23 protein-coding genes and 1 tRNA gene are annotated in these 23,293 nt (G+C 69.1%); 18 read left to right on the forward strand and 6 right to left on the reverse strand.

Going from position 1 to position 23,293, the window contains the following annotated elements:
* The first annotated feature begins 1 nt into the window (after position 1).
* Positions 2 to 1,366, forward strand: a complete 1,365-nt coding sequence (locus WFM69_RS13795) for an NAD-dependent succinate-semialdehyde dehydrogenase (protein WP_337005591.1) — start codon at positions 2 to 4, stop codon at positions 1,364 to 1,366.
* 150 nt (positions 1,367 to 1,516) lie between these two features.
* Positions 1,517 to 3,241: a ubiquinone-dependent pyruvate dehydrogenase gene (gene poxB, locus WFM69_RS13800; protein WP_337005593.1), complete on the forward strand. Its 1,725-nt coding sequence runs from the start codon at positions 1,517 to 1,519 to the stop codon at positions 3,239 to 3,241.
* A 10-nt stretch (positions 3,242 to 3,251) separates the two neighbouring features.
* Here poxB and WFM69_RS13805 read toward each other — a convergent pair whose 3' ends face one another.
* Together WFM69_RS13805 and WFM69_RS13810 are read right to left on the reverse strand one after the other, a co-directional pair.
* Complete coding sequence (locus WFM69_RS13805) at positions 3,252 to 6,050, reverse strand: hypothetical protein (protein ID WP_337005595.1); 2,799 nt, start codon at positions 6,048 to 6,050, stop codon at positions 3,252 to 3,254.
* A gap of 22 nt (positions 6,051 to 6,072) precedes the next feature.
* Positions 6,073 to 7,896, reverse strand: a complete 1,824-nt coding sequence (locus WFM69_RS13810) for an HSP90 family protein (RefSeq protein WP_337005597.1) — start codon at positions 7,894 to 7,896, stop codon at positions 6,073 to 6,075.
* 195 nt (positions 7,897 to 8,091) lie between these two features.
* On the opposite strand from WFM69_RS13810, the gene WFM69_RS13815 reads away from it, so the two are divergent.
* From WFM69_RS13815 to WFM69_RS13855, 9 genes are all read left to right on the forward strand, one after another.
* A tRNA-Trp gene (locus WFM69_RS13815) sits at positions 8,092 to 8,164 on the forward strand.
* 40 nt (positions 8,165 to 8,204) lie between these two features.
* Positions 8,205 to 8,477: a preprotein translocase subunit SecE gene (gene secE, locus WFM69_RS13820; RefSeq protein WP_337005598.1), complete on the forward strand. Its 273-nt coding sequence runs from the start codon at positions 8,205 to 8,207 to the stop codon at positions 8,475 to 8,477.
* Between the two features lie 42 nt (positions 8,478 to 8,519).
* Positions 8,520 to 9,539 carry a transcription termination/antitermination protein NusG gene (nusG, locus tag WFM69_RS13825; RefSeq protein WP_337005599.1) on the forward strand — a complete coding sequence of 340 codons (1,020 nt, stop codon included), beginning with the start codon at positions 8,520 to 8,522 and terminating at the stop codon, positions 9,537 to 9,539.
* 266 nt (positions 9,540 to 9,805) lie between these two features.
* Positions 9,806 to 10,237: a 50S ribosomal protein L11 gene (gene rplK / locus WFM69_RS13830; protein WP_045256170.1), complete on the forward strand. Its 432-nt coding sequence runs from the start codon at positions 9,806 to 9,808 to the stop codon at positions 10,235 to 10,237.
* 11 nt (positions 10,238 to 10,248) lie between these two features.
* A complete protein-coding gene (rplA, locus tag WFM69_RS13835) occupies positions 10,249 to 10,938 on the forward strand; it encodes a 50S ribosomal protein L1 (RefSeq protein WP_337005603.1) in 690 nt (229 codons plus the stop codon).
* A 176-nt stretch (positions 10,939 to 11,114) separates the two neighbouring features.
* Complete coding sequence (locus tag WFM69_RS13840; protein WP_337005605.1) at positions 11,115 to 11,936, forward strand: amino acid ABC transporter substrate-binding protein; 822 nt, start codon at positions 11,115 to 11,117, stop codon at positions 11,934 to 11,936.
* 3 nt (positions 11,937 to 11,939) lie between these two features.
* The gene (locus WFM69_RS13845) at positions 11,940 to 12,605 is read left to right on the forward strand and encodes an amino acid ABC transporter permease (protein ID WP_337005607.1); all 666 of its coding nucleotides are present in this window, start codon (positions 11,940 to 11,942) and stop codon (positions 12,603 to 12,605) included.
* Complete coding sequence (locus WFM69_RS13850; RefSeq protein WP_337005609.1) at positions 12,592 to 13,395, forward strand: amino acid ABC transporter ATP-binding protein; 804 nt, start codon at positions 12,592 to 12,594, stop codon at positions 13,393 to 13,395. Before WFM69_RS13845 ends, WFM69_RS13850 begins: the two co-directional genes overlap by 14 nt.
* 47 nt (positions 13,396 to 13,442) lie before the next feature.
* On the forward strand, positions 13,443 to 13,799 hold the full coding sequence (locus WFM69_RS13855) for an iron chaperone (RefSeq protein ID WP_337005611.1): 357 nt from the start codon (positions 13,443 to 13,445) through the stop codon (positions 13,797 to 13,799).
* A gap of 3 nt (positions 13,800 to 13,802) precedes the next feature.
* Here WFM69_RS13855 and WFM69_RS13860 read toward each other — a convergent pair whose 3' ends face one another.
* Complete coding sequence (locus WFM69_RS13860; protein WP_337005613.1) at positions 13,803 to 14,456, reverse strand: LysE/ArgO family amino acid transporter; 654 nt, start codon at positions 14,454 to 14,456, stop codon at positions 13,803 to 13,805.
* A gap of 70 nt (positions 14,457 to 14,526) precedes the next feature.
* On the opposite strand from WFM69_RS13860, the gene WFM69_RS13865 reads away from it, so the two are divergent.
* Positions 14,527 to 15,471: a LysR family transcriptional regulator ArgP gene (locus WFM69_RS13865; protein ID WP_337005615.1), complete on the forward strand. Its 945-nt coding sequence runs from the start codon at positions 14,527 to 14,529 to the stop codon at positions 15,469 to 15,471.
* Here the strand turns inward: WFM69_RS13865 and WFM69_RS13870 are convergent.
* Both WFM69_RS13870 and WFM69_RS13875 read right to left on the reverse strand, forming a co-directional pair.
* Positions 15,410 to 15,898 carry a MarR family winged helix-turn-helix transcriptional regulator gene (locus tag WFM69_RS13870; protein ID WP_337005618.1) on the reverse strand — a complete coding sequence of 163 codons (489 nt, stop codon included), beginning with the start codon at positions 15,896 to 15,898 and terminating at the stop codon, positions 15,410 to 15,412. The genes WFM69_RS13865 and WFM69_RS13870 overlap by 62 nt on opposite strands.
* Complete coding sequence (locus WFM69_RS13875; protein ID WP_337005620.1) at positions 15,885 to 17,606, reverse strand: MDR family MFS transporter; 1,722 nt, start codon at positions 17,604 to 17,606, stop codon at positions 15,885 to 15,887. Before WFM69_RS13875 ends, WFM69_RS13870 begins: the two co-directional genes overlap by 14 nt.
* A gap of 270 nt (positions 17,607 to 17,876) precedes the next feature.
* On the opposite strand from WFM69_RS13875, the gene WFM69_RS13880 reads away from it, so the two are divergent.
* The 5 genes from WFM69_RS13880 to WFM69_RS13900 are packed head-to-tail and all read left to right on the forward strand — an operon-like array spanning position 17,877 to position 20,919.
* Complete coding sequence (locus WFM69_RS13880) at positions 17,877 to 18,497, forward strand: SipW-dependent-type signal peptide-containing protein (RefSeq protein ID WP_337005622.1); 621 nt, start codon at positions 17,877 to 17,879, stop codon at positions 18,495 to 18,497.
* 7 nt (positions 18,498 to 18,504) lie between these two features.
* A complete protein-coding gene (locus tag WFM69_RS13885; RefSeq protein ID WP_337005625.1) occupies positions 18,505 to 19,122 on the forward strand; it encodes a SipW-dependent-type signal peptide-containing protein in 618 nt (205 codons plus the stop codon).
* 29 nt (positions 19,123 to 19,151) lie between these two features.
* Complete coding sequence (locus WFM69_RS13890; RefSeq protein ID WP_337005627.1) at positions 19,152 to 19,763, forward strand: signal peptidase I; 612 nt, start codon at positions 19,152 to 19,154, stop codon at positions 19,761 to 19,763.
* Positions 19,760 to 20,425, forward strand: a complete 666-nt coding sequence (locus WFM69_RS13895) for a hypothetical protein (RefSeq protein WP_337005629.1) — start codon at positions 19,760 to 19,762, stop codon at positions 20,423 to 20,425. The genes WFM69_RS13890 and WFM69_RS13895 overlap by 4 nt, the downstream gene beginning before the upstream one ends.
* Positions 20,422 to 20,919, forward strand: coding sequence for a hypothetical protein (locus WFM69_RS13900; protein WP_337005631.1), 498 nt, complete (start codon positions 20,422 to 20,424; stop codon positions 20,917 to 20,919). Before WFM69_RS13895 ends, WFM69_RS13900 begins: the two co-directional genes overlap by 4 nt.
* 27 nt (positions 20,920 to 20,946) lie before the next feature.
* On the opposite strand, the gene WFM69_RS13905 is transcribed toward WFM69_RS13900, so the two are convergent.
* Positions 20,947 to 21,627 (reverse strand): YqaJ viral recombinase family protein, encoded by a 681-nt coding sequence (locus tag WFM69_RS13905; RefSeq protein WP_337005633.1) that lies wholly within the window; start codon positions 21,625 to 21,627, stop codon positions 20,947 to 20,949.
* Positions 21,628 to 21,971: 344 nt separating this feature from the next.
* On the opposite strand from WFM69_RS13905, the gene WFM69_RS13910 reads away from it, so the two are divergent.
* Complete coding sequence (locus WFM69_RS13910; protein ID WP_337005635.1) at positions 21,972 to 22,946, forward strand: hypothetical protein; 975 nt, start codon at positions 21,972 to 21,974, stop codon at positions 22,944 to 22,946.
* The last annotated feature ends 347 nt before the right edge of the window (positions 22,947 to 23,293 follow it).

The following is a 23,293-nucleotide window of genomic DNA, read 5'->3' on the forward strand; positions in this document are numbered from 1 at the left end:
CATGACCGATTACGCCGTCATCAACCCCGCCACCGGAGAGACGCTGGCGTCTTTCGACACCTTCACGGATGCCCAGATCGACGAGGCCGTGGCTGCTGCGGACGTCGCGCACCGCGAATGGTCCCGCACCTCGACGGTCGCCGAGCGCGCGGCGCTGGTCCGTCGTGCGGCGGAGCTGCACCGGGAGCGCCGCGAGGAGCTCGCCGACATCTTCGTGCGCGAGATGGGCAAGCCCCGCGAGGCCGCCCTCGGCGAGGTCGACTTCGCCGCCGACATCGCCGAGTACTACGCCGACCAGGCGGAGTCGATCATGGCCGATCAGCCGATCGCGATCCTGGGGGAGGGATCGGCCATCATCCGCCGTTCCTCGCTCGGTCCGCTCGTCGGCATCATGCCGTGGAACTTCCCGGCGTACCAGATCGTGCGCTTCGCGGCTCCCAACCTGATCGTCGGCAACACGATCCTGTTGAAGCCCGCGCCGCAGTGCCCGGAGTCGTCGACCGCGATCGAGAAGATCTATCACGACGCCGGTTTCCCGAAGGGCGCGTACCAGAACGTGCTCGCCACGAACGAGCAGATCGCGACGATGATCGCCGACCCGCGCGTGCAGGGTGTCTCGCTGACCGGATCCGAGCGTGCGGGGGCCGCGGTCGCCGAGATCGCCGGCCGCAACCTCAAGAAGGTCGCGCTCGAGCTGGGCGGGTCCGACCCGTTCATCGTGCTGTCGACCGACGACCTCGACGCGACCGTGCAGGCGGGTGTCGATGCGCGCCTGGACAACAACGGCCAGGCCTGCAACGGCGCCAAGCGCTTCATCGTCGTCGACGGCCTGTACGACGCCTTCGTCGAGAAGTTCACGGCGGCGATGGCGGCGGTCGAGGCGACCGACCCGATGCTCGACGACACGGTCCTCGGACCGGTGTCGTCGGAGACCGCGGCGGTCAACCTGCAGAAGCAGATCGATCAGGCCGTCGAGCAGGGAGCGACGCTCCTCACCGGCGGCACCCGCGACGGCGCGTTCTTCGCTCCGACCGTGCTCGCCGACGTCACGCCCGAGATGAACGTGTATCGCGAGGAGCTGTTCGGCCCCGCTGCGGTCGTGTATCGCGTGGCGGACGAGGATGCGGCCGTGGAGCTGGCGAACGACACGACCTTCGGTCTCGGCTCCTACGTCTTCACGACGGATGCCGCGCAGGCGGAGCGCGTGGCCGACAAGATCGAGGCAGGCATGGTCTACGTCAACCTCGTGTTGGCCGACAGCCCGGAGCTGCCGTTCGGCGGTGTGAAGCGCAGCGGCACCGCCCGCGAGCTGGGTCACCTCGCGGCGGACGAGTTCGTGAACAAGAAGCTCATCCGCATCGGCTGAGTCTTCGGCTCGACCCGCCCCCTTGCGGTCGAACGGCCCCCCTGCGCACGCACGCAAGGGGGCCGTTCGCGTGGCAAGGGGGTGGTTCGCGTGGCGATGCCCCCTGATGTACCCCGAGCCTCCCGACCCTCCCGGGCGTAGGGTCGAGGCATGGCCAACGTCGCTGAGAACATCGTCAAGACTCTGCACGCCAACGGGATCGACCGGGTCTACGGCATCCCCGGGGACTCGCTCAACGGGTTCACGGATGCGCTCCGCAAGGACGGCACGATCCGCTGGGTCCACGTGCGCCACGAGGAGTCCGCAGCCTTCGCCGCCGCAGCGGATGCCGCCACCACGGGGGAGCTCGCCGTCGTGGCAGGTTCCTGCGGCCCGGGCAACCTCCACCTGATCAACGGGTTGTACGACGCCAACAGGTCGCGCGTCCCGGTGCTGGCGATCGCCGCGCACATCCCCACGACGGAGATCGGCACCGGCTACTTCCAGGAGACGCATCCGCAGGAGTTGTTCCGCGAATGCAGCGTCTACGTCGAGTACGTCGCCGATCCGAAGCAGATGCCGCGGCTGCTGGAGATCGCCATGCGCGCCGCGATCGAGGAACGCGGGGTCGCGGTGCTGGTGATCCCCGGGGACGTCGCCCTCGCCGAGATCGCCGACGATCGCGCGGTCGTCATCGAACGTGCCCGACCGGTGATCGTGCCCAGCGGTGCGGAGCTGGAGAGGGCGGCCACGCTGCTGAACGCCGCGAAGAAGGTCACGATCCTCGCGGGAGCGGGTGTCGAGGGCGCGCACGACGAGGTCATCGCGCTCGCCGACAAGCTGGGAGCACCCATCGTGCACGCGCTCCGCGGCAAGGAGTTCATCGAGTACGACAACCCCTTCGACGTCGGGATGACCGGGCTGCTCGGCTTCGCCTCGGGGTTCCGGGCGATGGAGGCCGCCGACGCGCTGCTCGTGCTGGGCAGCGACTTCCCGTACGAGCAGTTCTATCCCGACGGGGCGACCACGATCCAGGTCGACATCCGCGGCGCGCAGCTCGGCAAACGGCATCCCCTCGACCTCGGGCTCGTCGGCGATGTCCGGGCCACGGCCGAGGCGCTGCTGCCACGAGTGGCGCGGAAGGACGACCGCACCCACCTCGACGATGCGACCGCCCACTATCGCAAGACGAGGAAGAAGCTGGACGAGCTGGCCGTTCCCGCCAAGGCCAAGCGCCCGATACACCCGCAGTACCTCGCCCGGCTTCTCAACGAAGCGGCGGCCGACGACGCGATCTTCACCGCCGATGTGGGCTCGCCGACCGTGTGGGCGGCACGCTACCTCACGATGACAGAGGGGCGTCGGCTGATCGGATCGTTCACACACGGCTCGATGGCGAACGCGCTGATGCACGGCATCGGCGCGCAGGTCGCGCACCCCGATCGTCAGGTCGTCGCCCTCGCCGGAGACGGCGGACTCTCGATGATGCTCGGCGAACTGCTCACCCTCACGCAGAACAAGCTCCCGGTGAAGACGATCGTGGTCAACAACTCGTCGCTGAACTTCGTCGAGCTGGAGATGAAGGCCGCGGGCTTCGTCACGTACGGCACCGGGCTGGAGAATCCGAGCTTCGCCGCGATCGCCGAGGCGATGGGGATCTTCGCGCGCCGTGTGGAGCGCAGCGAAGACCTCCCGGATGCCGTGCGCGAGGTGCTCTCACACGACGGTCCCGCCCTGCTCGACGTCGTCACCGAGCGGCAGGAGCTGTCCATGCCGCCGGCGATCGAGGCCGCGCAGGTCAAGGGATTCGCCCTCTATGCGATCCGCACGGTCATGTCGGGCCGCGGCGACGAACTCCTCGACCTCGCCAAGGCGAACTGGCGCCAGCTGTTCTGACCGGGCGCGCTCAGCTCTCCAGCTGGGCGCGGACCTCCGCGGCCTCGCCGTGGCGGCCGAGCGCCTCGAAGACGTCGCCGAGCTCGAGCGTCGCGACCTGCCGCAGCGGCGGGTGCTCGGCGGCGTGCTCGATCGCGCTCCGGTAGACGGGCACGGCGTCGGCGGAACGGTCGTTGCCGGCGAGCACCCGGGCCGCGAACAGCTCCGAGCCACCGGCGGATCCCGGGTCGCCGAGCGCGGCGAATCCGTCGGCCGCGGTGAGCGCGGCGGCGACGGCTTCGTCGATGCGGCCCAGCTCGGCCAGAGCGCGTGCGCGGGAGTCGGTCACATCGGCGAGCAGCCAGCCGGCCTCGTGCTCCTGTGCGAGAGCGGCGACCTCGTCGAAGAGCGCGAACGCCCGCTCGTCCTGCCGCCCGCCGTACGCCTGCCCCAGGTTGTGCAGCACCTCGGTCACGGCGCCGGCGGCATCGGGTGCACGCCGCACGATCTCGGCCGCCGACTCCAGCAGCGCGATCGCGTCGTCGTGCTCATCGAACCGCGCGAGGATCTTGGCCTGCTCGGCCATCGACATCGCCTGATCGGCATGCTCCTCCGCCTGCCCGAACAGTTCAGAGGCGTAGCCGTGCGCGCCGACCGCCTGACCGAACTCGCCGGATGCGCCCAGCGCCCGGGCGAGCATCGAGGCGGTCATGGCACGGGAGCCGGGCGCGACCTCGGCCTCCTCCTCGCGCTGCAGCACGTCGCCGAAGAGCTCGGCGGCTTCCTCGGCATCCCCGACGCGCAGCATGGCGCGGGCGAGACGAAAGTCCAGTCCGGTCGTGTCGGCTCCGGCCTCGCTGCCCAGCCGCACGGCGAGACGGTAGCGGGACACGGCCTTCTCCGGCTCGTCCGCGTCCTCCCAGAGAGCCCCGGCGAGCAGGTGGGCGTCGCCGAGAGCGCGGGTCGCTCCCAGCTCCGCGAGCAGTCGGCAGGCCTCGTCGGCATCGGCCGCGCCCTCGACGTAGCTGCTGCCGCCGCCGCGCACGCGCGCCCGGGTCTGCAGCGCCTTCGCACGGTGGCCGGCGCTGACGTCGTCCTGTGCGAGGAAACGGTCGAGCAATGCGCTCCCGGCCTCCATGTCGCCCTTGCTGAGCACCGTCGAGATCGCCACCAGCGTCGTGGTGTTCGCCAGACGCGTGTCGTCAGCCTCCGCGAACGAGCGCGCGGCGACTTCGGCGTGATCGAGCGCGGCGTCCGCTTCGCCCGCCTGCAGGTGGAGGGCGGCGCGACTGATCGCGAGGTCACCGCGTGTCCAGGCGGGGAGGGCGTCGGAGACCGCGATCTCCTCCTCCAGCGCCGCCGTCGTCTCGGGGGTGTTCAGGCCGAATGTGGCGAGCCCGAGACGCTCCTCGACGTCGGCCTGCACCTCGCGCCCGGCCGCCCGCAGCGCCGCGACGCGCTCCGGCAGCAGCGCCAGGGCCTCGTCGGCGCGGTCCAGGGCGACCAGGATCCCGAGGCGCATCGACAGCAGCTGTGCGCGCTTGTAGGGGTCGTCGACGTCCAACGCGCGGGGCAGGGCTTCGAGGGTCTCGTGCTCGGCGCCGTACTGGGCGAGCTGCATCGCGCGCTCGAACCAGCCGTCCGCGTCGGTCGGGGTGATCGAGGGTGCCGTGGCGACGAAGGCGTCCGAGCGGATCGGCACGTCGTACTGCTCGCCGCGGAGCGCCCGCATCCGCTCCAGGCTCCTGGCATGCCCGTCGGTGCCGTCGCGCTCGTCGAATGCCGCGCCGATCCGATCCGCGGACGCCCATGCGGCTGCCGCGAGGTCGGCCGCGTTCCATCCGCCGTCGTGCTCGCCGAAGAACGGCACCAGGGCGGGGGAGTCGGCGCCGCGCACGGGGGTGTCGCCGTGCCCGGCGGCCGTGACGCGGTCGAGGGCCACGGCGAGGGCGGCGAGGGCGGCGAAGTGCGCGTCGACGTTGAGTCCGTCGTGCGCGAGCCAGGCGATGTGCTTCTCGACCAGGGCGAGTGCGCGTGCCTCGTTGCCGGTGAGGGCGGCGAACACGATGTTGTTGGCGACGATGCGCAGGTTGTCCGGGTTGTCCTTCGCCAGCCGGTAGCTGCGCAGGTGCGCGGTCTTCGCCTCGTCGAAGCGCCCAGCACGCAGGTAGGGGAGCAGCACACGGGAGAGCGCGTGCTCCGGCTCCTCACCGCAGGAGAAGCCGCCCTCGATCATCTCCTCGACGAGGACGATCGACTCGGCGTCGCGGTCGGTGTCGGCGAAGAAGCCGGCGATCTGACTGCGACCGCAGGCGTCGCAGTGGCTGTGCTCGTCGCGGGGCGTCGCCTCCAGCTGCACGCGCAGCGCCTCCGCGTCATCCATCCGTCCGGCGTCCCACGCATCTTCGAAGCGAGCGGTGAGCACGCCGCTCAGGCCCAGTCCCGCCGCGCGGTAGTGCGCCTCCATGTCGTCGAGCACCGCCGCGATCTGCTCCTGCGAGAACGCCGGGGAGGAACGCAGCGACGACGCCATCCACTTGAACTGCCACATCAGGTCGGCGCCGCCGTTGTCGAGGTCGGCGGGGAAGCGCTGCGGATCCGCATCGTGATGCGCGAGGCACCACGCGAACGAGTTGAGCATGACGTCGGTGGCGCCGCCCATGTTCGCCGAGGCCGTCTGCCGCATCCGTGCCTCGTACTCGAGGCGCTCGTCGCCGATCTCCATCGCCAGAGCGACAGCCTCGGAGACCAGCGCCTGTTCGGCGGGGCCCCACGGTGTGCGGTCGATCTCTTCGATCAGCTGCTGGAAGCGCTTCTTCGGACGTGCCATGGGGGTACCTTTCGGGGGAGCGTCAGCGGGCGTCGCCGAAGGGGATGCTGTCCCCTTCGAGTCCGGCCGACAGCGAGACGAGATCGGCGAGGGCGCTGGTCATCAGCGCCCGGTCGGCATCGGCGAGCGGATGATGCCCGGCGAGCAGCGCCTGGATGTAGAGCAATTGCACGGTGCGGACGAACACGGCGTCGTCCTGCACCTGCACGAGGGCGCGCACGACGCGGTTCGACCAGTTCAGGCACAGGCGGGCGCGCAGGTCGTCCTCCCGGGCGGAGGAGAGGGTCTGGTCGATGCGGTCCAGCACGCCGCCCCAGAGGGAGCCGGTGACGCCCTTGGTGCGCCCGCGGTCGATCGTGCGGAGCACCTCGGGGTCGGCCACGTAGAGGCCCGCGAGGTCGGGCCGGTCGATCGACCGCACGACGACCGAGCAGTCGGATGCTGCGAGCACGGCGGCCGCGCGCGTCTCGAGGGCCACAGCGGCGTCGCGGTCGTCGAGGGGCGGAGGATCGAGCCGATCGAGCTCTCCCGTGACGTCGACCTGCTCGACCGTGACGTGCGGGTAGAGGTCGGGCAGCATGCGGATCAGGTCGGCGTCGTAGAGGTATCCGCCGTTGACGAGCACCTCCTCGGACGGGGAGATGCCGGCGACCTGGCGGAACTCGTCCACGGTCTGCGCGAAACGGATGTGCGGGTAGCGCTCGACGAGCTCGCCGATCCGCTGCGTGCCGTGCGTGGTCTCGACGGTCAGCCAGCGGGAGATGAAGTGCGCCAGCTCCTCGTCGTGGCGCGCCAGGGACTTGAGGCCCACCTCGTGCACCGCGACGAACTGGGCGAGCCGGTGCGGTTCGCGCAGTCCCAGTTCGAGCACCCAGCGGCGGATTCCGGCGCCCAGCTGCTCGCGCACGCGTTCCAGGGCGGCATCCTCGACCAGGGACTCCCGGCTCGCGGTGGGGGCGAGTCCGGTGGAGTCGATCACAGCGCGGACGAAGAAGGCCCAGTCGGGCAGCACGTCGTCGACGCGCTCGGAGAGCAGCATCCGCCCGAGGTACATGCGCGTCGCCTGGCGCGCACCGGGAGGCGGGGCGTACGGCAGCACGTAGGCGAGGCCGCGGGTGCCCGTGGCGGGCTCGGTCAGCTCGATGATGTCGAGCGGGCTCGCCCCCAGCAGGTCGCGACCGTACTGCACCGCGCCGTCGAGGTCCCGCGCCGGTTCGAGGAACGGCACATCCCTGGTGATGTCGATGTCGCCGGTCGGCGTGTCCACGGTCACCCGCACGGGCAGGAACTCGCCGAACGTCGTCGCCAGCTCGTGCACGGCGGCCGGACGCAGCAGCTCGTCGGCGTCGAAGCGCGGCACGAGGTGCACGCTGGTGCCGATCGGCAGCTCCTCGTCGATCTCGGCCACCTGGAACGTGCCGTCGGCGCTGCCGGTCCACTCGACCGAGGCGCCTCCGCGGGCGCTGCGGGAGCGGATCACGATGGTGTCGGCGACCATGAAGCAGCTGAGCAGGCCGATGCCGAACTGGCCGAGGTAGTCGCTGCGGGGGAGGTCGAAGATGTCGCGCTTGGAGCTGCGCCCCACGGTGGCGAGCAGGTCGGCGACCTCGGTCGCGGTCAGGCCCACGCCGTCGTCGCGGAGCACGAACTCGCCGTTCTCCGCGGTCAGCGGGGTGATCCGGATGCGACCGCCCCCGCCGTCGACCTCGCGGCGGGCGGTGATCGCGTCGCGCGCGTTCTGCAGGAGTTCGCGCAGGTACACCCGGGGGCTGGAGTAGATGTGTCTGCTGAGCAGATCCACGACACCGCGCAGATCCACCTGGAACTGCTGCACATCCGCGCTCACACGCGCCCCTTTCCCCCTGCTTCCGCTCGCCGAGCCTAGCAACAACGGCGGTTCGCGATCCCGGTTCGGCAGCACCGGATGGATGCCGTATGCTTGTGGGGCAGTTGTTTTCTGCATTCTTTCGCCATGCCTGGGGTCCACGGACCGCGGGATCGTGACAGGGTGGGGAAGACACCCCGAGACCTCCCGGTCTCTAGGGCGGTAGCTCAATTGGCAGAGCAGCGGTCTCCAAAACCGCAGGTTGCAGGTTCGATTCCTGTCCGCCCTGCGCGTCAGCGCAACGCTGACACACGAAAGGTACATTCAGGATGGATCAGGACGAACCGCGCGGCGAGGTCATCGCGGCCGGCGCCACCCGCGAGAAGAAGGGCAACCCCTTCTCCCGGTTCTTCGGGGGCATCGCCCTGTTCATCCGCCAGGTCATCGCCGAGCTCCGCAAGGTCGTCACCCCGACTCGCAAGGAGCTGTTCAAGTTCACCGGGGTGGTGCTCGTCTTCGTTCTGATCGTCATGGGCATCGTCTACGGCTTGGACACGCTGTTCGCGTTCGTGACGCACTGGGTGTTCGGAATCCCTGGCTGATGACCCCCGCGGTCCCGGCCGCAGCTATGGAGAAGAAACAACGTGTCTGAACGATATTCCGACGACGCCGACTGGGCGACCGCCGCAGAGCAGTCCAGCGAGGAAGACGAAGCCCAGGAGGGCAACGTGCTCGCCGAGGAAGAGCTCTCGGTCACCTCGGCCGAGCACGTCGCGGTCCACGTCGAGGATGAGGACGGCGAACAGGATGACACGGACGACACCGACATCGACATCGACGACCCGGAGGCGGACGCGATCGTGAACGACGCTCTCAACCTGGACGAAGCGGCTGAGTCTGAGGCTGCCGCTGAGGTCCTCAACGAATCTGTGGCCGAAGAGGTCGCCGAGCTGGATGCAGCCGCGGCCGACGAAGTGACCCCCTACGACGGTCCGGACGTCAACGGCGACGAGGACTCCTCGGACGACGAGGACTCCGAGGAGGACCCGTACGAGGCGTTCCGCATGGACCTCCGCATGCTTCCGGGCAAGTGGTACGTCATCCACTCCTACGCCGGTTTCGAGCGCAAGGTGAAGGCCAACATCGAGCAGCGCAAGTCGACGCTCGAGGTCGAGGACGAGATCTACCAGATCGAGGTCCCGATGGAAGACGTGGTCGAGATCAAGAACGGCCAGCGCAAGATGGTCACCCGCGTGCGCATCCCCGGCTACGTGCTGGTGCGCATGGAGCTCACGGAAGACACCTGGTCGGTCGTGCGGCACACCCCGGGTGTCACGGGCTTCGTGGGCAACGCTCACAACCCGACGCCGCTGCGCTTCGAAGAGGCCTTCAACATGCTGAAGTCGCTCGTCGAGGTCAAGGACGTCCCGACCGCCAAGAACATCGCGTCGAAGGGCGGCGTCGCCGTCGCTCGTCCGCTTCCGGCCGAGGTCGACTTCGAGGTCGGGGAGACCATCACGATCAAGGAGGGCTCGTTCGCGGGTCTTCCTGGTTCGATCAGCGAGATCAAGCCGGAGAGCGGCAAGCTCACCGTCCTCGTCTCCCTCTTCGAGCGCGAGACCCCGGTCGAGCTGTCGTTCGACCAGGTCACCAAGATGATCTGACACACAACTTCTCGCACAGAACGCCCCGCTGGTCCGCCCGGCGGGGCGTTTCTCCTCCTCGCCAGTTCAATAACGTGCCGGAGACGTGCCCGCCCGGTGTGATTTCGATCCCGCATCGGTGGGTGGCGGAGGGGTCCGTCCTGATCGGGTAGACTTGTGTGGTTTGTGCGGCGCTTCGGCGTGCGCAGAGACGACCACGATCCGGAGATGCCGGATCCGTGGGAGAAGCGGATGCCCCGGCATCCGATTCGACGAAAGGAAAGAGAATGGCACCGAAGAAGAAGGTGACCGGCCTGATCAAGCTTCAGATCAACGCCGGTGCAGCCAACCCGGCGCCGCCGATCGGCCCCGCGCTCGGTCAGCATGGCGTCAACATCATGGAGTTCTGCAAGGCGTACAACGCCGCGACCGAGTCGCAGCGCGGCAACGTCATCCCCGTCGAGATCACCGTCTACGAGGACCGCAGCTTCACGTTCATCCTGAAGACCCCGCCCGCTGCGGAGCTCATCAAGAAGGCCGCCGGCGTCCCCAAGGGCTCCGCGACCCCGCACACCGTCAAGGTCGCGAAGATCACCAAGGACCAGGTCCGTCAGATCGCCGAGCAGAAGCAGGCCGACCTGAACGCGAACGACATCGAGGCCGCCTCGAAGATCATCGCCGGCACCGCCCGTTCCATGGGCATCACGGTCGAGGGCTGAGGAGAATAATCATGGCTACCAAGTCCAAGGCTTACAAGGCTGCCGCCGAGAAGATCGAGGCAGACCGTTTCTACACCCCGTCCGAGGCTGTCGCCCTCGCGAAGGAGACCGGCTCGTCGAAGTTCGACTCGACCGTCGAGGTCGCGCTGAAGCTCGCCGTCGACCCCCGCAAGGCAGACCAGATGGTGCGCGGCACCGTCATCCTGCCCCACGGCACCGGTAAGACCGCCCGCGTCATCGTGTTCGCCACCGGCCCCGCGGCCGAGGCAGCGATCGCCGCAGGCGCCGATGAGGTCGGCGGCGCCGAGCTCATCGAGAAGGTCGCCGGCGGCTGGACCGCGTTCGACGCGGCCGTCTCCACCCCGGAGCTCATGGGCCAGGTCGGTCGTCTCGGAAAGGTGCTCGGACCGCGTGGTCTGATGCCGAACCCGAAGACCGGCACCGTGACCCCGAACCCGGCCAAGGCCGTCGAGGAGATCAAGGGCGGAAAGATCGAGTTCCGCGTCGACAAGCACGCCAACGTGCACTTCGTCGTGGGCAAGGCATCCTTCACCGCCGAGCAGCTGAACGAGAACATCGACGCAGCTCTCGAGGAGATCGTGCGCCTCAAGCCGTCGAGCTCCAAGGGCCGCTACATCCAGAAGGGTGCGGTGTCGACCACGTTCGGCCCCGGCATCCCGCTGGACGTCAACGCCATCTGAGTCTGACTCACCGAAACGCCCCCGGGTCCGCCCGGGGGCGTTTCTGCGTCCCCGGGCAAGCCCGCTGAAACGGAGCGTCATCGGATGCGGTGAACGGCGGTGCGCCGCGTACTGTGAGGGAGTTCTCGCGACGGTCGCGTAAACTCGCACCGCGCTTCTCACCCCCAGGAGGGTCCATGTCCCGTCGTCTCATCGCCGCCACCGCACTCGTCGTCGTCGCCGCGGCCCTCACCGCCTGCAGCGGCTCGAGCAGGCCCGCGAGCACGTCGGGAAGCGGCGAGAGCTCCGCGAGTTCCGACTTCGGTCTGGTGAAGGACGGCACGCTCACCGTGGCGACCGAGGGCACCTACCGTCCGTTCAGCTTCCACGGTGACGGGGGCTCCGGCGACCTGACCGGTTTCGACGTCGAGATCATCCAGGCCGTCGCCGACAAGCTGGGCCTCGAGGTGAAGTTCCAGGAGACGCAGTGGGACGCGATCTTCGCCGGACTCGACGCCGGCCGGTTCGACGTGATCGCGAACCAGGTCTCGATCAACGACGAGCGCGAGAAGAAGTACCTCTTCAGTGAGCCGTACACGGTCTCGCCCGGTGTGATCGTCGTCGCGGACGATGACGACTCGATCTCGTCGTTCGCCGACCTCAAGGGCAAGACCACAGCGCAGTCGCTCACGAGCAACTGGTACGAGCTGGCCACCGACTCGGGCGCCAACGTGGAAGGCGTGGAGGGCTGGGCACAGGCCGTCGAGCTCCTGCGCCAGGGCCGCGTCGACGCGACCATCAACGACAAGCTGACGTTCCTCGACTACGAGAAGACCAACAGCCCGTCCGGTCTGAAGATCGCGGCGGAGACCGACGAGGCCGGCAAGCAGGCGTTCGTGTTCACGAAGGACAAGGAAGCCCTCGTCGCAGCCGTCGACGGCGCCCTCGACGAACTCCGCGCCGACGGCACCCTGGCGAAGATCAGCGACAAGTACTTCGGCGAAGACGTCACCCAGTAGTCGATGGAGAACCCCTGGCAGCTGTTCTTCGATTCGCTCGGGCCGATCGCCTGGGCGGGTCTGACGGCGACCGTGCCCCTCGCGCTGGTGTCCTTCGCGCTGGGGCTGATCATCGCCGTCGGTGTCGCCCTGATGCGGATCTCGGTGAACCCGGTGGTATCGGGCGTCGCCCGCTTCTACATCTCGGTCATCCGCGGCACGCCGATGCTCGTGCAGCTGTTCGTGATCTTCTACGGACTCCCGTCGATCGGCGTCACCCTCGACCCGTGGCCGAGTGCCATCATCGCGCTCTCGCTCAACGTCGGCGGCTACGGGGCCGAGGTGGTGCGCGCCGCGATCCTGTCCGTCCCGAAGGGGCAGTGGGAGGCCGCGTACACGGTGGGGATGAACCGCACGCACACGCTGACGCGCATCATCCTGCCGCAGGCCGCCCGGGTGTCGGTGCCCCCGCTGTCGAACACGTTCATCTCACTCGTGAAGGACACCTCCCTCACCTCGCTCATCCTGGTGACGGAGCTGTTCAAGGTGGCGCAGCAGATCGCCTCGACCACGCTGGAGTTCATGGTGCTCTACCTCGCCGCGGCGCTGGTCTACTGGGTGTTCTGCCTGGTGCTGTCGTTCGGGCAGAGCGCGCTGGAGAGGAAGCTGGACAGTCGTGTCGCCCACTGACAACGCGCCCGAGGCGCTGCTCACCGCCCGTGGCCTGCGCAAGAGCTTCGGCGACAACGAGGTGCTGCGCGGCATCGATCTGACACTGCATCGCGGCGAGGTGGTCGTGCTGATCGGGCCTAGTGGGTCGGGCAAGACGACGGTGCTCCGCGCGCTCAACGGCCTCGAGACGCCGGACGCCGGCACGATCGTGGTCGACGGCGGCCCGGAGATCGACTTCGCCCCCGACGTGAAGCCCTCGTCGCGCGTGCAGAAGCAGAAGCGGCTGGCGCTGCGGGATCGTTCAGCGATGGTGTTCCAGCATCACAACCTCTTCCCGCACCTCACCGTGCTCGAGAACGTCATCGAGGGACCCTGGCGCGTGCAGGGTCGCCCGAAGGCCGAGGTCGTGAGCGAGGCGCTGGTGCTGCTCGACCGTGTCGGCCTCGCCGACAAGGCGGATGCGCGTCCGCACCAGCTCTCGGGCGGACAGCAGCAGCGCGTGGGGATCGTGCGTGCGCTCGCGCTCAAGCCCGACCTGCTGCTCTTCGACGAGCCGACGAGTGCCCTCGACCCGGAACTCGTGGGGGAGGTGCTGCTGGTCATCAAGGAGCTCGCCGACGAGAACTGGACCATGGCTGTCGTGACCCACGAGCTGAGCTTCGCGCGCGAGGCCGCCGACCACGTGCTGTTCATGGACGGCGGCGTGGTCGTGGAGCAGGGTCCGCCCGCCGAGCTCTTCCGTGCGCCGCAGCGCGAGCGCACGCAGCGGTTCCTCACGCGCATCCTCCGTCCGCTCGACGGCGCGTGACGCCACGAATCCTCGCCGCGGGGGCTGATCGGTGACAGGATGCGGTCGTGGACACCATCGACGACTATCTCGCAGACCTCACCCCGGCGGATCGTGACGCGATCGACCGGATCTACGCCATCGCCCGCCGCGAGGCGCCGTCCGCCGAGCAGGGCAAGGGCTACGGCATGCCCGCGCTCGTGTACGCCGGCAAGCCCCTGCTCTCGGTGATGCGGGCCAAGAAGCACATCGGCATCTACCCGTTCAGCCCGGATGCCGTCGCCGCGGTCGCGCCACTCCTGGAGGGGCATCCGGGCGTCAGCGTCGACAAGGGGACGATCCGCTTCCAGCCGGAGAGCCCGATCCCGGATGAGGTGCTCGAGAGCCTCGTGCGCGCGCGGCTCGCCCAGATCGACGGTGCCTGAGCGTCAGCCGCCGAGCACCGGCAGCACCAGGCTGATCGCGATCGAGATCATCACCACGGAGATCACGGCGTCCAGGATGCGCCACGAGCGCGGAGTGCGCAGCCAGCGGCCGAGATAGCGCGCGCCGAAGCCGAGCGCCGTGAACCACAGGAGACTGGCGACCATCGCCCCTCCCGCGAAGAGCCAGCGCTCATCGCCGTGGGTGGCCGCGATCGACCCCAGCATCAGCACCGTGTCGAGGTAGACGTGCGGGTTGAGCCAGGTCAGGGCCAGCGTCGTCAGGATGACGGGTGCCAGACGTGTACGGGTGAGCGTCGAGCCTGCGGCGGCGGACTCGGTGCCGACGGAGTCCGCGGTGTCGACGTCGAGCTCCTCGCCACCGCGCCAGGCGCGGCGCGCGGCGAGGATCCCGTAGCTCAGCAGGAACAGTGCTCCCGCCCATCGTGCGACGACGACGAGCCAGGGGGCGGCCGAGAGCACGAAGCCGAGACCGGCGACACCGGCGGCGATCAGGGCGGCATCGGAGAGCGCGCAGATGACGACGACCGCGAGCACGTGCTCGCGACGGATCCCCTGACGCAGCACGAACACGTTCTGTGCGCCGATGGCGACGATGAGGGACAGGCCGAGGCCGAGACCGGCGAGAACGGTGAGCATGAACCCAGCCTAGGAATCCAGCGGCATGAGCTGAAGCAATGATTCCTACCGAACCATTAGCATCACTAATGTGCGCATCGATCCGGAACTCGCGGCCACCCTCGCCGCGATCGTCGACGAGGGAACCCTGGACGCCGCCTCGCGCCGGCTGCGGATCACGCCGTCGGCGGTGAGCCAGCGGCTCAAGACCCTGGAGCAGCAGCTCGGCCGCATCCTGGTTGTGCGCACCAAGCCGGCGCGGCTGACCGAGGCGGGAGAGGCCGTCGTGCGCCTGGCCCGGCAGGTCGCACTGCTGGAGCACGACGCACTCGTCGGCGTGGGGATCGACGAGGCGGGCGAGGCTTCGCGCATCACCATCCCGCTCGCCGTCAACGCCGACTCGATGGCGACCTGGTTCCTCGCCCCGCTCGCGCGCCTCTCGGCGGCCCACGACATCGACTTCGATCTGCACCGTGACGACCAGAACTTCACGGCGCGTCTGCTGGAGTCCGGCACCGTCATGGCCGCCGTCACGAGCGAGGAGGCGGCGGTGGCCGGATGCTCGGTGTCACCGCTCGGTGTGCTGGAGTATCGCGCGATGGCGGAACCGGGTTTCGCCGCACGATGGTTCCCCGAGGGCGTGACGACCGAGGCGCTCGCCGCCGCGCCCTTCGTGGACTTCGACCGTCGCGACACCCTGCAGCATGAGTGGCTGCGGGCCATGTCGGTCGGGCAGGAGGGGGTGCCCCGGCACTACGTCCCGGCCTCCCACGACTACGCGCTCGCCGTCCAGCTCGGGCTCGGGTGGGGGATGGTGCCGCTGTTGCAGGAGTCGCCGCGCTTGGTGCCGCTCGGCGGCCCGACGCTGCGAGTGCAGCTCTACTGGCAGCAGTGGAACCTGCGGTCGGAGCTGCTCGACACCATCGCGCAGGAGATCGCGGCCGAGGCGCGTGCGGTGCTCGGCGTCGCTCCGGTCAGGCGGTCGCGGTCGACCCCGGCGTCACCCCGGAACCGAGGGCGTGCAGCAGCCGGGTGAGGTTCCCGATGTCGGTCAGGCTCCAGTCGGCGAGAGTCTGCAGCAGCAGACCCTCCTGCGGCAAGCGGGCCGCCGCCAAACGCTCGGCACCCAGAGGAGTGAGCTGCAGCAGGAACGAGCGGCCGTCGGAGGGATCCGCGGACCGCTCGACCAGGCCCAGTTCCTCGAGTTCGCGCACCATCCGACTGACCTGCCCCTTGTCCATGAGCATCCGTTCGGCGAGGGTCGAGACCGTGACACGGTCGCACCGCGCGATCGTGGTGAAGATCTTGTAGGCGCCGGGTAGGAGGCCGGGGCTCACGCGGTTCGCGTTCTCGGTGATCACACGACGGAAGTGCGTGATCAGCTCGCTGAACTCCGCCTCGAGGGCGCGGACCGCTTCGGCCCGCGCCTCCGGGGTGTCGGGGGTGTGATCAGCGGCGGACATCGGGTGTCGCGTCGCCGTTGTCGCCCGCGCGGTCGATCACGGTCACACTGCCGGTGACCGGTGCGCCGGAGAGGGCGGTCGCGTCGGCGATGGCGACATCCGCCGCCTCGTCGATGACGTCGTCCGCGGGCACCTTCTTCGCGGCGTCCGCCTCGGCGCGCTCCGTCGTCGTCATCGTGGTGAGCGGACGGTTCGGCAGGAACAGGATCGCGATGAGGCTGAGCACGGCAAGGGGGATGCCGATCAGGAAGGCGTGCGAGATGGCCTGCGCGTAGAAGTCCTCGATGATCGAGCGCACCGGCTCGGGCAGCAGACGGACCTCGGGCAGCGTGCCGCTGGAGAGCTGGGCTGCGACCTCCGCGCCCTTCTCGCCGAGCTTCGCGATCGCGGTGCCCAGGCGTTCCTTGCCATCGGTGAACAGGCCGGTGAGGCTGTTGGCGAGCACGGCGCCCATGACCGAGACGCCGATCGTGCCGCCGAGGCTGCGGAAGAACGTGACGCCCGAGCTCGCGACACCCATCTCGCTGGGCTTCGCGACGTTCTGCACGATCAGCACCAGGTTCTGCATGGTCATGCCGACGCCGGCGCCCATCACGAACATGTACACCGAGACGAGGAAGAAGTTCGTGTCGTAGTGCAGCGTGGAGAGCATCACCGATCCGGCGATCAGCAGCACCGACCCGAGGATCAGGTAGCCCTTCCACTTGCCGAAGCGCGTCACCAGCTGGCCGATGACCATCGACGAGATCAGCAGCCCCGCCATCATCGGCAGCGTCATGAGCCCGGCTTCAGTCGGCGTGGCGCCGCGGGAGAGCTGCATGTACTGCGCCAGGTAGACCGAGGTACCGAACATCGCGACGCCGATGGAGATCGACGCGAGCACCGACAGGGTGAACGTGCGGCCCTTGAACAGCGTGAGCGGGATGAGCGGCTCGCGCACCTTGAGCTCGACGATGATGAAGGCGATGGCTGCGACGATCGCGCCACCCACCATGAGGACGGTCTCGGTGCTCCACCAGTCGAAGGTCGAACCGGCGTTGGTGATCCAGATGAGGATGAGCGAGACCGCCGCCGAGAGCAGCACGATGCCGACGTAGTCGATCGACACCTTGCGGGTGCGCTCGGTGCTGATGTGCAGCGTCTTCTGCAGGATGATCAGTGCGGCGACGGCGAAGGGCAGCGAGACGAAGAAGTTCCAGCGCCAGTTCGCGACATCCGTGATCCATCCGCCGAGCAGCGGGCCGCCGACGGTGGCGACGGCCATGACCGCGCCGAACAGGCCCATGTAGCGGCCGCGCTCCCGCGGGCTGATGATGTCGGCCATGATGACCTGGCTGAGGGCGGCGAGACCGCCGCCGCCGATGCCCTGGATGGCGCGGAACGCGATGAGGGCGTTGGTGTCCTGCGCGAAGCCGGCTGCGGCGGTGGCGCCGACGAACACGATGATCGCGATCTGGATCAGCAGCTTGCGGTTGAACAGGTCGGCGAGCTTGCCCCAGATCGGGGTGGAGATCGCCGTGGTGAGCAGCGTCGCCGTGATGACCCAGGTGTAGGCGGCCTGGTCGCCACCGAGGTCGTGCACGATGACGGGCATCGAGGTGGAGACCACCGTGGTGGCGATCATCGAGACGAACATGCCGAGCAGGAGGCCGGTGAGGGCTTCGAGCACCTGGCGATGCGTCATCTTGACGGGAGAATCCGTGGTCATGCGGGACCTTTCGCAGTCGAGGGTGGGGATGCCGCGACAGCACTGGCGCGCACGAGATGGTTGAACTGCGTCAACTATACGCGGGTGGTTGATCTTCGTCAACGATTCCCCTTCGGGCGCGCCCTCTGCGCGGAATGAGCGAATCTCTTGCGCGAAATCGCCTTGTTTATCCCTGATGAGGTCGGAGAAGATGCCAGGACACGGGAGGCTTCCCCAAGCTCCGCTCGTCGAACCGCCTTCCTGTCACTGATTCCTGAGGGGGGAACGGATATGGCAACCAAGGCAACACAGCGCAAGGTGCTCGCAGTGCTCGCAGGTGGGCTCGTGCTCGGAGTGGGCGTCGCGGTCACGCTCGCCGCCTGGAACGACTCCGAGTTCGCGAACGGCACCTTCACCGCCGGCGCATTCAACCTGGAGGGGTCGACGGACGGCACCGCCTACAGCGACCACGCGACCACCGGCACCGCGGCGACGCTCGCGTTCACTCTGCCCGCGGGGCTGGTCGGCAACATGTCGCCCACCAGCTCGGTGTATGCCGGGTTCTGGGTGCGGCTCGCCGCCGGCACCACGAGCGGCGCGAACCTCGTCGCCGCGGGAACCACCGCAGACGCCGCCGGCACCTCGAACTCCGGGCATCTCTCGTACTCGATCTACCAGCTCGCACCGGGGGCGACCTGCAACGCCGCGACCGCCACGGGCACTCCTATCGCGACCGGGGCGACGCTCGACGCGCAGACCGGCGTGACCACGGTGCCGCTGACCGCCGGTGGCACCTCGGCCGTGCCCGGCACCGCGGTGCAGCTGTGCTTCAAGGTGACGGCGGATGCCGCGCTCACACCGAGCCTGGTGACCAACGCCACCTGGAAGTTCACGGCGACCTCGACGAACTGAGCATGTGATGGTCACCCGCAGAGCGATGCGGGAGAGGCGACGGCTGCGCTCCCGCCGACTGCGAGCCGTGCTCGCGGGCGGGCTCGTGTTCGGAATCGGTGCTGCCGCCACCCTCGCCGCCTGGAACGACTCCGAGTACGGATCCGCCAGCTTCACCGCTGGCAGGTTCGACATCGTGGGCGCCGTCGATGGTGCGACGTTCTCGAGCCACGCGACGACGGGCACAGCCGCGGCGCTGAACTTCCAGCTCGCCCCGACCGCGATGGCTCCGGGCAACGCGACCTACGCGCTGTTCAGCGTGAAGACCGCGAACCCCTCGGTCGCGGGAACCCTGCAGCTGACCGCGGGCACTCCCGGTGGCACGGGACTCGCGACGTACCTCACCTACGGCGTGCGCACGATCAGCGGCACCACGTGCAATGCGACGACGTACGCCGCGGGTACGGCGGTCGTCGCGGATGGGGCGGCGTTGACCGCGAACGGTGCGACCACGCAGGTCGTGACAGCGAACGGCGGGGCGCAGGTGAACTACTGCTTCGCCGTGACGCTCCCGACCACGGCGCCGAACGCCGCGCAGGGGCTCACGATGTCGCAGACGTGGCAGATCCAGGGGACCTCGTCCTAGCGCGGACGGGACGGACAGGAGGGCGCGAGATGACGACGCCGACGACGCGACGCAGCCTGCGGGAGCAGACGCCGTCGCCCGCGGCGATCAGCTCCGCCCTGGCATCGACGCGCGCACGATCTCGTCCGGGGAGCATCATCGGCGACGTGCTGCTCTGGCTCGCCGCGGTGGCCGGCGCGATCTGCATCGTGCTCGTCGTGCTCGCCTTCACGGCGCAGATCACACTCATCATGTTCCGTACCGGGTCGATGTCGCCGACCATCCCGGCAGGCTCCGTGGCCGTCGTGCAGCGCGTACCCGCGACCGAGATCGCGGTCGGCGATGTCGTGACGGTCGACCGGGCGGGGGAGCTGCCTGTGACCCACCGTGTCGCCTCGATCTCCCCGGGTGTGAGCGCGGACGAGCGCGTCATCACGATGCGCGGGGATGCCAATGCCGCCGACGACGCATTCCCCTACACCGTCTCGTCGGTGCGGCGTGTGCTGTTCTCGGTGCCCGGGATCGCGCTGCTCATCGTCGGGATGGGCAACCCGCTCGTGCTCGGCGGTCTGACGATCGCGGCGACGACCCTCGTGGTGTGGGCCTTCTGGCCGCGCAGGGCGCGTGGACGTGGATCCGGCAGTGAGGGGGACGGGCCATGAGGCGCGCGTTCGCCGTCGTGCTGCTCGCGATCGTCGTGGTCGCGACGCCGAGTCCCGCCTGGGCGGCGCCGACCACGCAGATCATCCAGGGCTCCGTGCTCCGGCTGGTGTCGGTGGCCGACTGGGAGGCGGCCGGGAGCCTGCTTCCTGGGCAACCCGTGCGGTGGGATGTCGCCGTCAGCGCGGACGCCCCAGATCCTGGTGTCGTGCGGATCGCGGTCAGTGCGACGGGCGACGCGCACCTGCTCGTCGATGTCGCGATGTGCCTGCAGGAATGGACGGCGACCGGATGTCCGGGAGGCGAGACCGAGCTGCGCACCGCGTGGAGTATCCCGCGCGACGGTGTCGAGGTTCCGCTCGTGTCGATCCCCGACACGCAGACGGCCCACGTGCGCCTGGCCATCGTCCTCGATCCCGCGGACGACTCCGGCAGTACCGATGTGGTCGTGCATGCGCGGGGTGCGGGCGAGGTCGCGAGTGTCAGTCCGGGTGGGGGAGTCGCGACGCCCGGGGTGCCGGTGGACGCGGGAGGCCTGGCGACGACCGGGCTGCCGCCGGGGACTCCCTGGGTGATCGGCGCCGGCGTCGTGCTTCTGGTGTGGGGTGCGTTGCTGGCCGTGAGGCGTCGGCGTGCGGCTCTCGACGAGGAGCCGGGGCGATGAGGACGCCGGGTCGCGTACGCATCCTGGCGGCAGCCGCCGGCCTGTCGCTGCTGGTCGGCCTCGGCATGGCGCCCGCGGTGCAGGAGACCGATGCGAGCTTCACCGACAGCGAGTACGCGGCGCAGACGTTCACCGCGGCCACCCTGGCGACCCCGGTGGTCACGTCGTGCACGGTGACCAGCTTCCTCGGCACCTTCACCGGCTTCACGATCACCTGGACGTCGCCCTATCTGACCGTGCAGCAGCGTCTGTCCATCAACAATGTCGTCGTGGACAACACCAACGTCACGCAGAGCGGGGCCGGCCCGTACACCTACTCGTCCACGATCAGCTCCGGACTGCTGAACACGCTGCTCGGCAGCCTGCTCGGCTCGACCAACAGCGTCAAGGTCGAATCCATCTACGCCGGCACGTCGTGGGCGTCTGCGGCCGCGACACGCACGCTCTCGGTCGGCGGTCTGCTCGGGCTCGGCGGCAACAACACCTGCACCTAGCGCATCGGGCGCGTCAGACGGTGCCGGTCACTCGGCGAGGGCGAGCGCGCGGAAGGCGTCGCGTTCGCGAAGCTGCTCGCGGCGACTCGCCGCCGGATCCGCCGTGCGACTCGGAACCTGCTGCCCGGTGGTGCGGCGGTAGAGCTCGTCGATGAGGTCGGTCGCGAGTCCGACGAGCTTGGCGATCTCCCGGTCGTCGCGGTCGATCCACACGCAGCGCGGCTCGTCGTGGACGGGCGCGAAGTCGACGTGCTCCTCCCACACGAACAGGGTGCGTTCGGCGCCGAGCACATGCTGCTGCCACCACACCTGGCGGAGGTAGGTGCGGGGGATGCCGCGGAACGCCTTGTTCGTGGTCTTGATCTCGGCGAGCTTCACGCGTCCGTCGGCATCGACCGCGATGCCATCGGGGGTGGCGAGGTGGCGGTGCTCGACCTCGGCGCGGAACAGCGCGGATGAGGGGAGGATGCCGTGGGTCGCGGCGACCCAGGCGGCGATCTCGGGTTCGCGGCGCCGACCGTGATCCGTGTAGGCGTTGCCGCCGAAGCGCGGGCCGCCGCCGAGCTTCGAATCGGCGGCGCGGGCGATCGACTTCTCGGACGTGAGCCCCGCGACGTCCGTGGCGGTGATTCCCCGTGAGCGTGCTCGCATCCAGGCCACGCGGTCGCGGGAGTCCGCGACGATGCGTGCTGCGAGTTCCGGGGTCACCCTTCGACTCTAACCCCGCCCGCCGACCCCACCTTCCCTCCCACGCCGCCCGCGTTCCCCCCTCCCCCCTCCCGCTCCGTCCTTCCCGCCCCTCCCGCCCCCTCGCCCCCCTCGCCCCTCCCGTCTCGCCCCTTCCTCCTTCCCTCGAGTGCACGGCTTGTTGCCGAGTGCACGGCATTTCCACGAGAAGATCCCGTGCATTCGGCAGCTTCCCGCGCACTCGGCAGGGTTGGGAGGTGGGGGTGCACGGGGCACCGTTCCTGCACAACGCGGAGGAAAGCGCGGATGTGGGGCTCGGGCGGGGGAGAAGGTGTTGAGGGCTGGTGGCCGCGGAACCATGAGGGATGCCGACGACCGCGCCTGCCCTCACCCAGCTCGTCCGATCGCGGACGGATCTTCTCCGAAACGGATGGACGGATCGGCGCATCGCGGTCGGCGTGCAGGAGGTCGTGCTCTGTCCGATTCGTCGCGGGTGGTTCATGGATGCCGCCGAGCATGCAGCGCTGTGGCCGGAAGAGAAGCATCGGGCGCACGTGATCGCGGTGGCTCGTGACGCGAGTGGACCGGCAGTGATGTCGCATACCTCGGCGGCGGTGCTCTGGGGGCTGCCGCTGTGGGCGATGCGTCTCGTCCGTGTGCATATGACGGCACCGACACCGAGGAGGATTTCGAGCGCACCAGATGTGTTCCGCCATTTCGCACCGATTCCGCCGGCGGATGTCGCCGTGCGCGGGGGTATCCGCTGCACGTCACTGTCACGCACTGTGTTCGACCTCATCCGGACCGTGCCCCTGGCGACATCCGTGGCTTTGGCGGATGCGGCCGAGCGGCAGATGGCAGAACGGGTGCGGGAGTGGGATGTGGATGCCGTCGTCTCCTGGCGCGCCGAACTCGCACGGCGACTGCGCGAGGGCACAGGGGCGAGGGGGATCCGCCAGGCCCGATGGGTCGCCGACTTCGCGGATGGACGGGCACAGCTTCCCGGCGAGAGCGTCAGTCGCCTCCACTTGCGAGCACTCGGCTTCGCCGCGCCGAACCTCCAGGTACGGGTGGAAGGTCCGGATGGGCGTCCGTACTTCGTCGACTTCGGCCTTGATGATGTGCGGAGCTTCGGCGAGTTCGACGGGAAGTCCAAGTACCTCGACGAGGCGCTGCGATCCGGGCGCACGCTGGAGCAGGTTCTCCTCGCCGAGAAGCAGCGGGAGGACTGGATTCGAGGTCAGACGCAGTGGCGCTTTGCTCGCTGGGGGTCAGAGCACATCGGTTCTCCGGCTGCTCTGGCCGCCCGCCTCGCCTCCTTCCGCATCACCCCACCGTGACCCCCTCTCTCCCCCCCCCCCGCCCCCGTCCTCCCCGTCCTCCCCGTCCCCCCGTCCCCCGGTCCTCCCCCAGGCGTCGCCGAGTGCACGACGAGCTGCCGAGTGCACGACTACTCAGCGTCACGAAGCGGTGCACTCGGCGAGAACTCGTGCACTCGGCGACGCGAGGAGGGAGGGGGAGAGCGGGAGGGGGAGAGCGGGAGGGGAGAGGGGATTTGGGGGAGGAGTGGGGGTGAGGTAGAGTGTTCGTAACCGAAGACCGCTGGTCATCGTGTGCGCGTGAGTGCACAGGATCGAAGCTCTGCATCGCAGGGGCCCGCGCAGGACACGAACTTTCCAAAGCTCCG

The organism is Microbacterium sp. LB12 (genome assembly GCF_037150835.1).
In the GTDB taxonomy this organism is placed as follows: domain Bacteria; phylum Actinomycetota; class Actinomycetes; order Actinomycetales; family Microbacteriaceae; genus Microbacterium.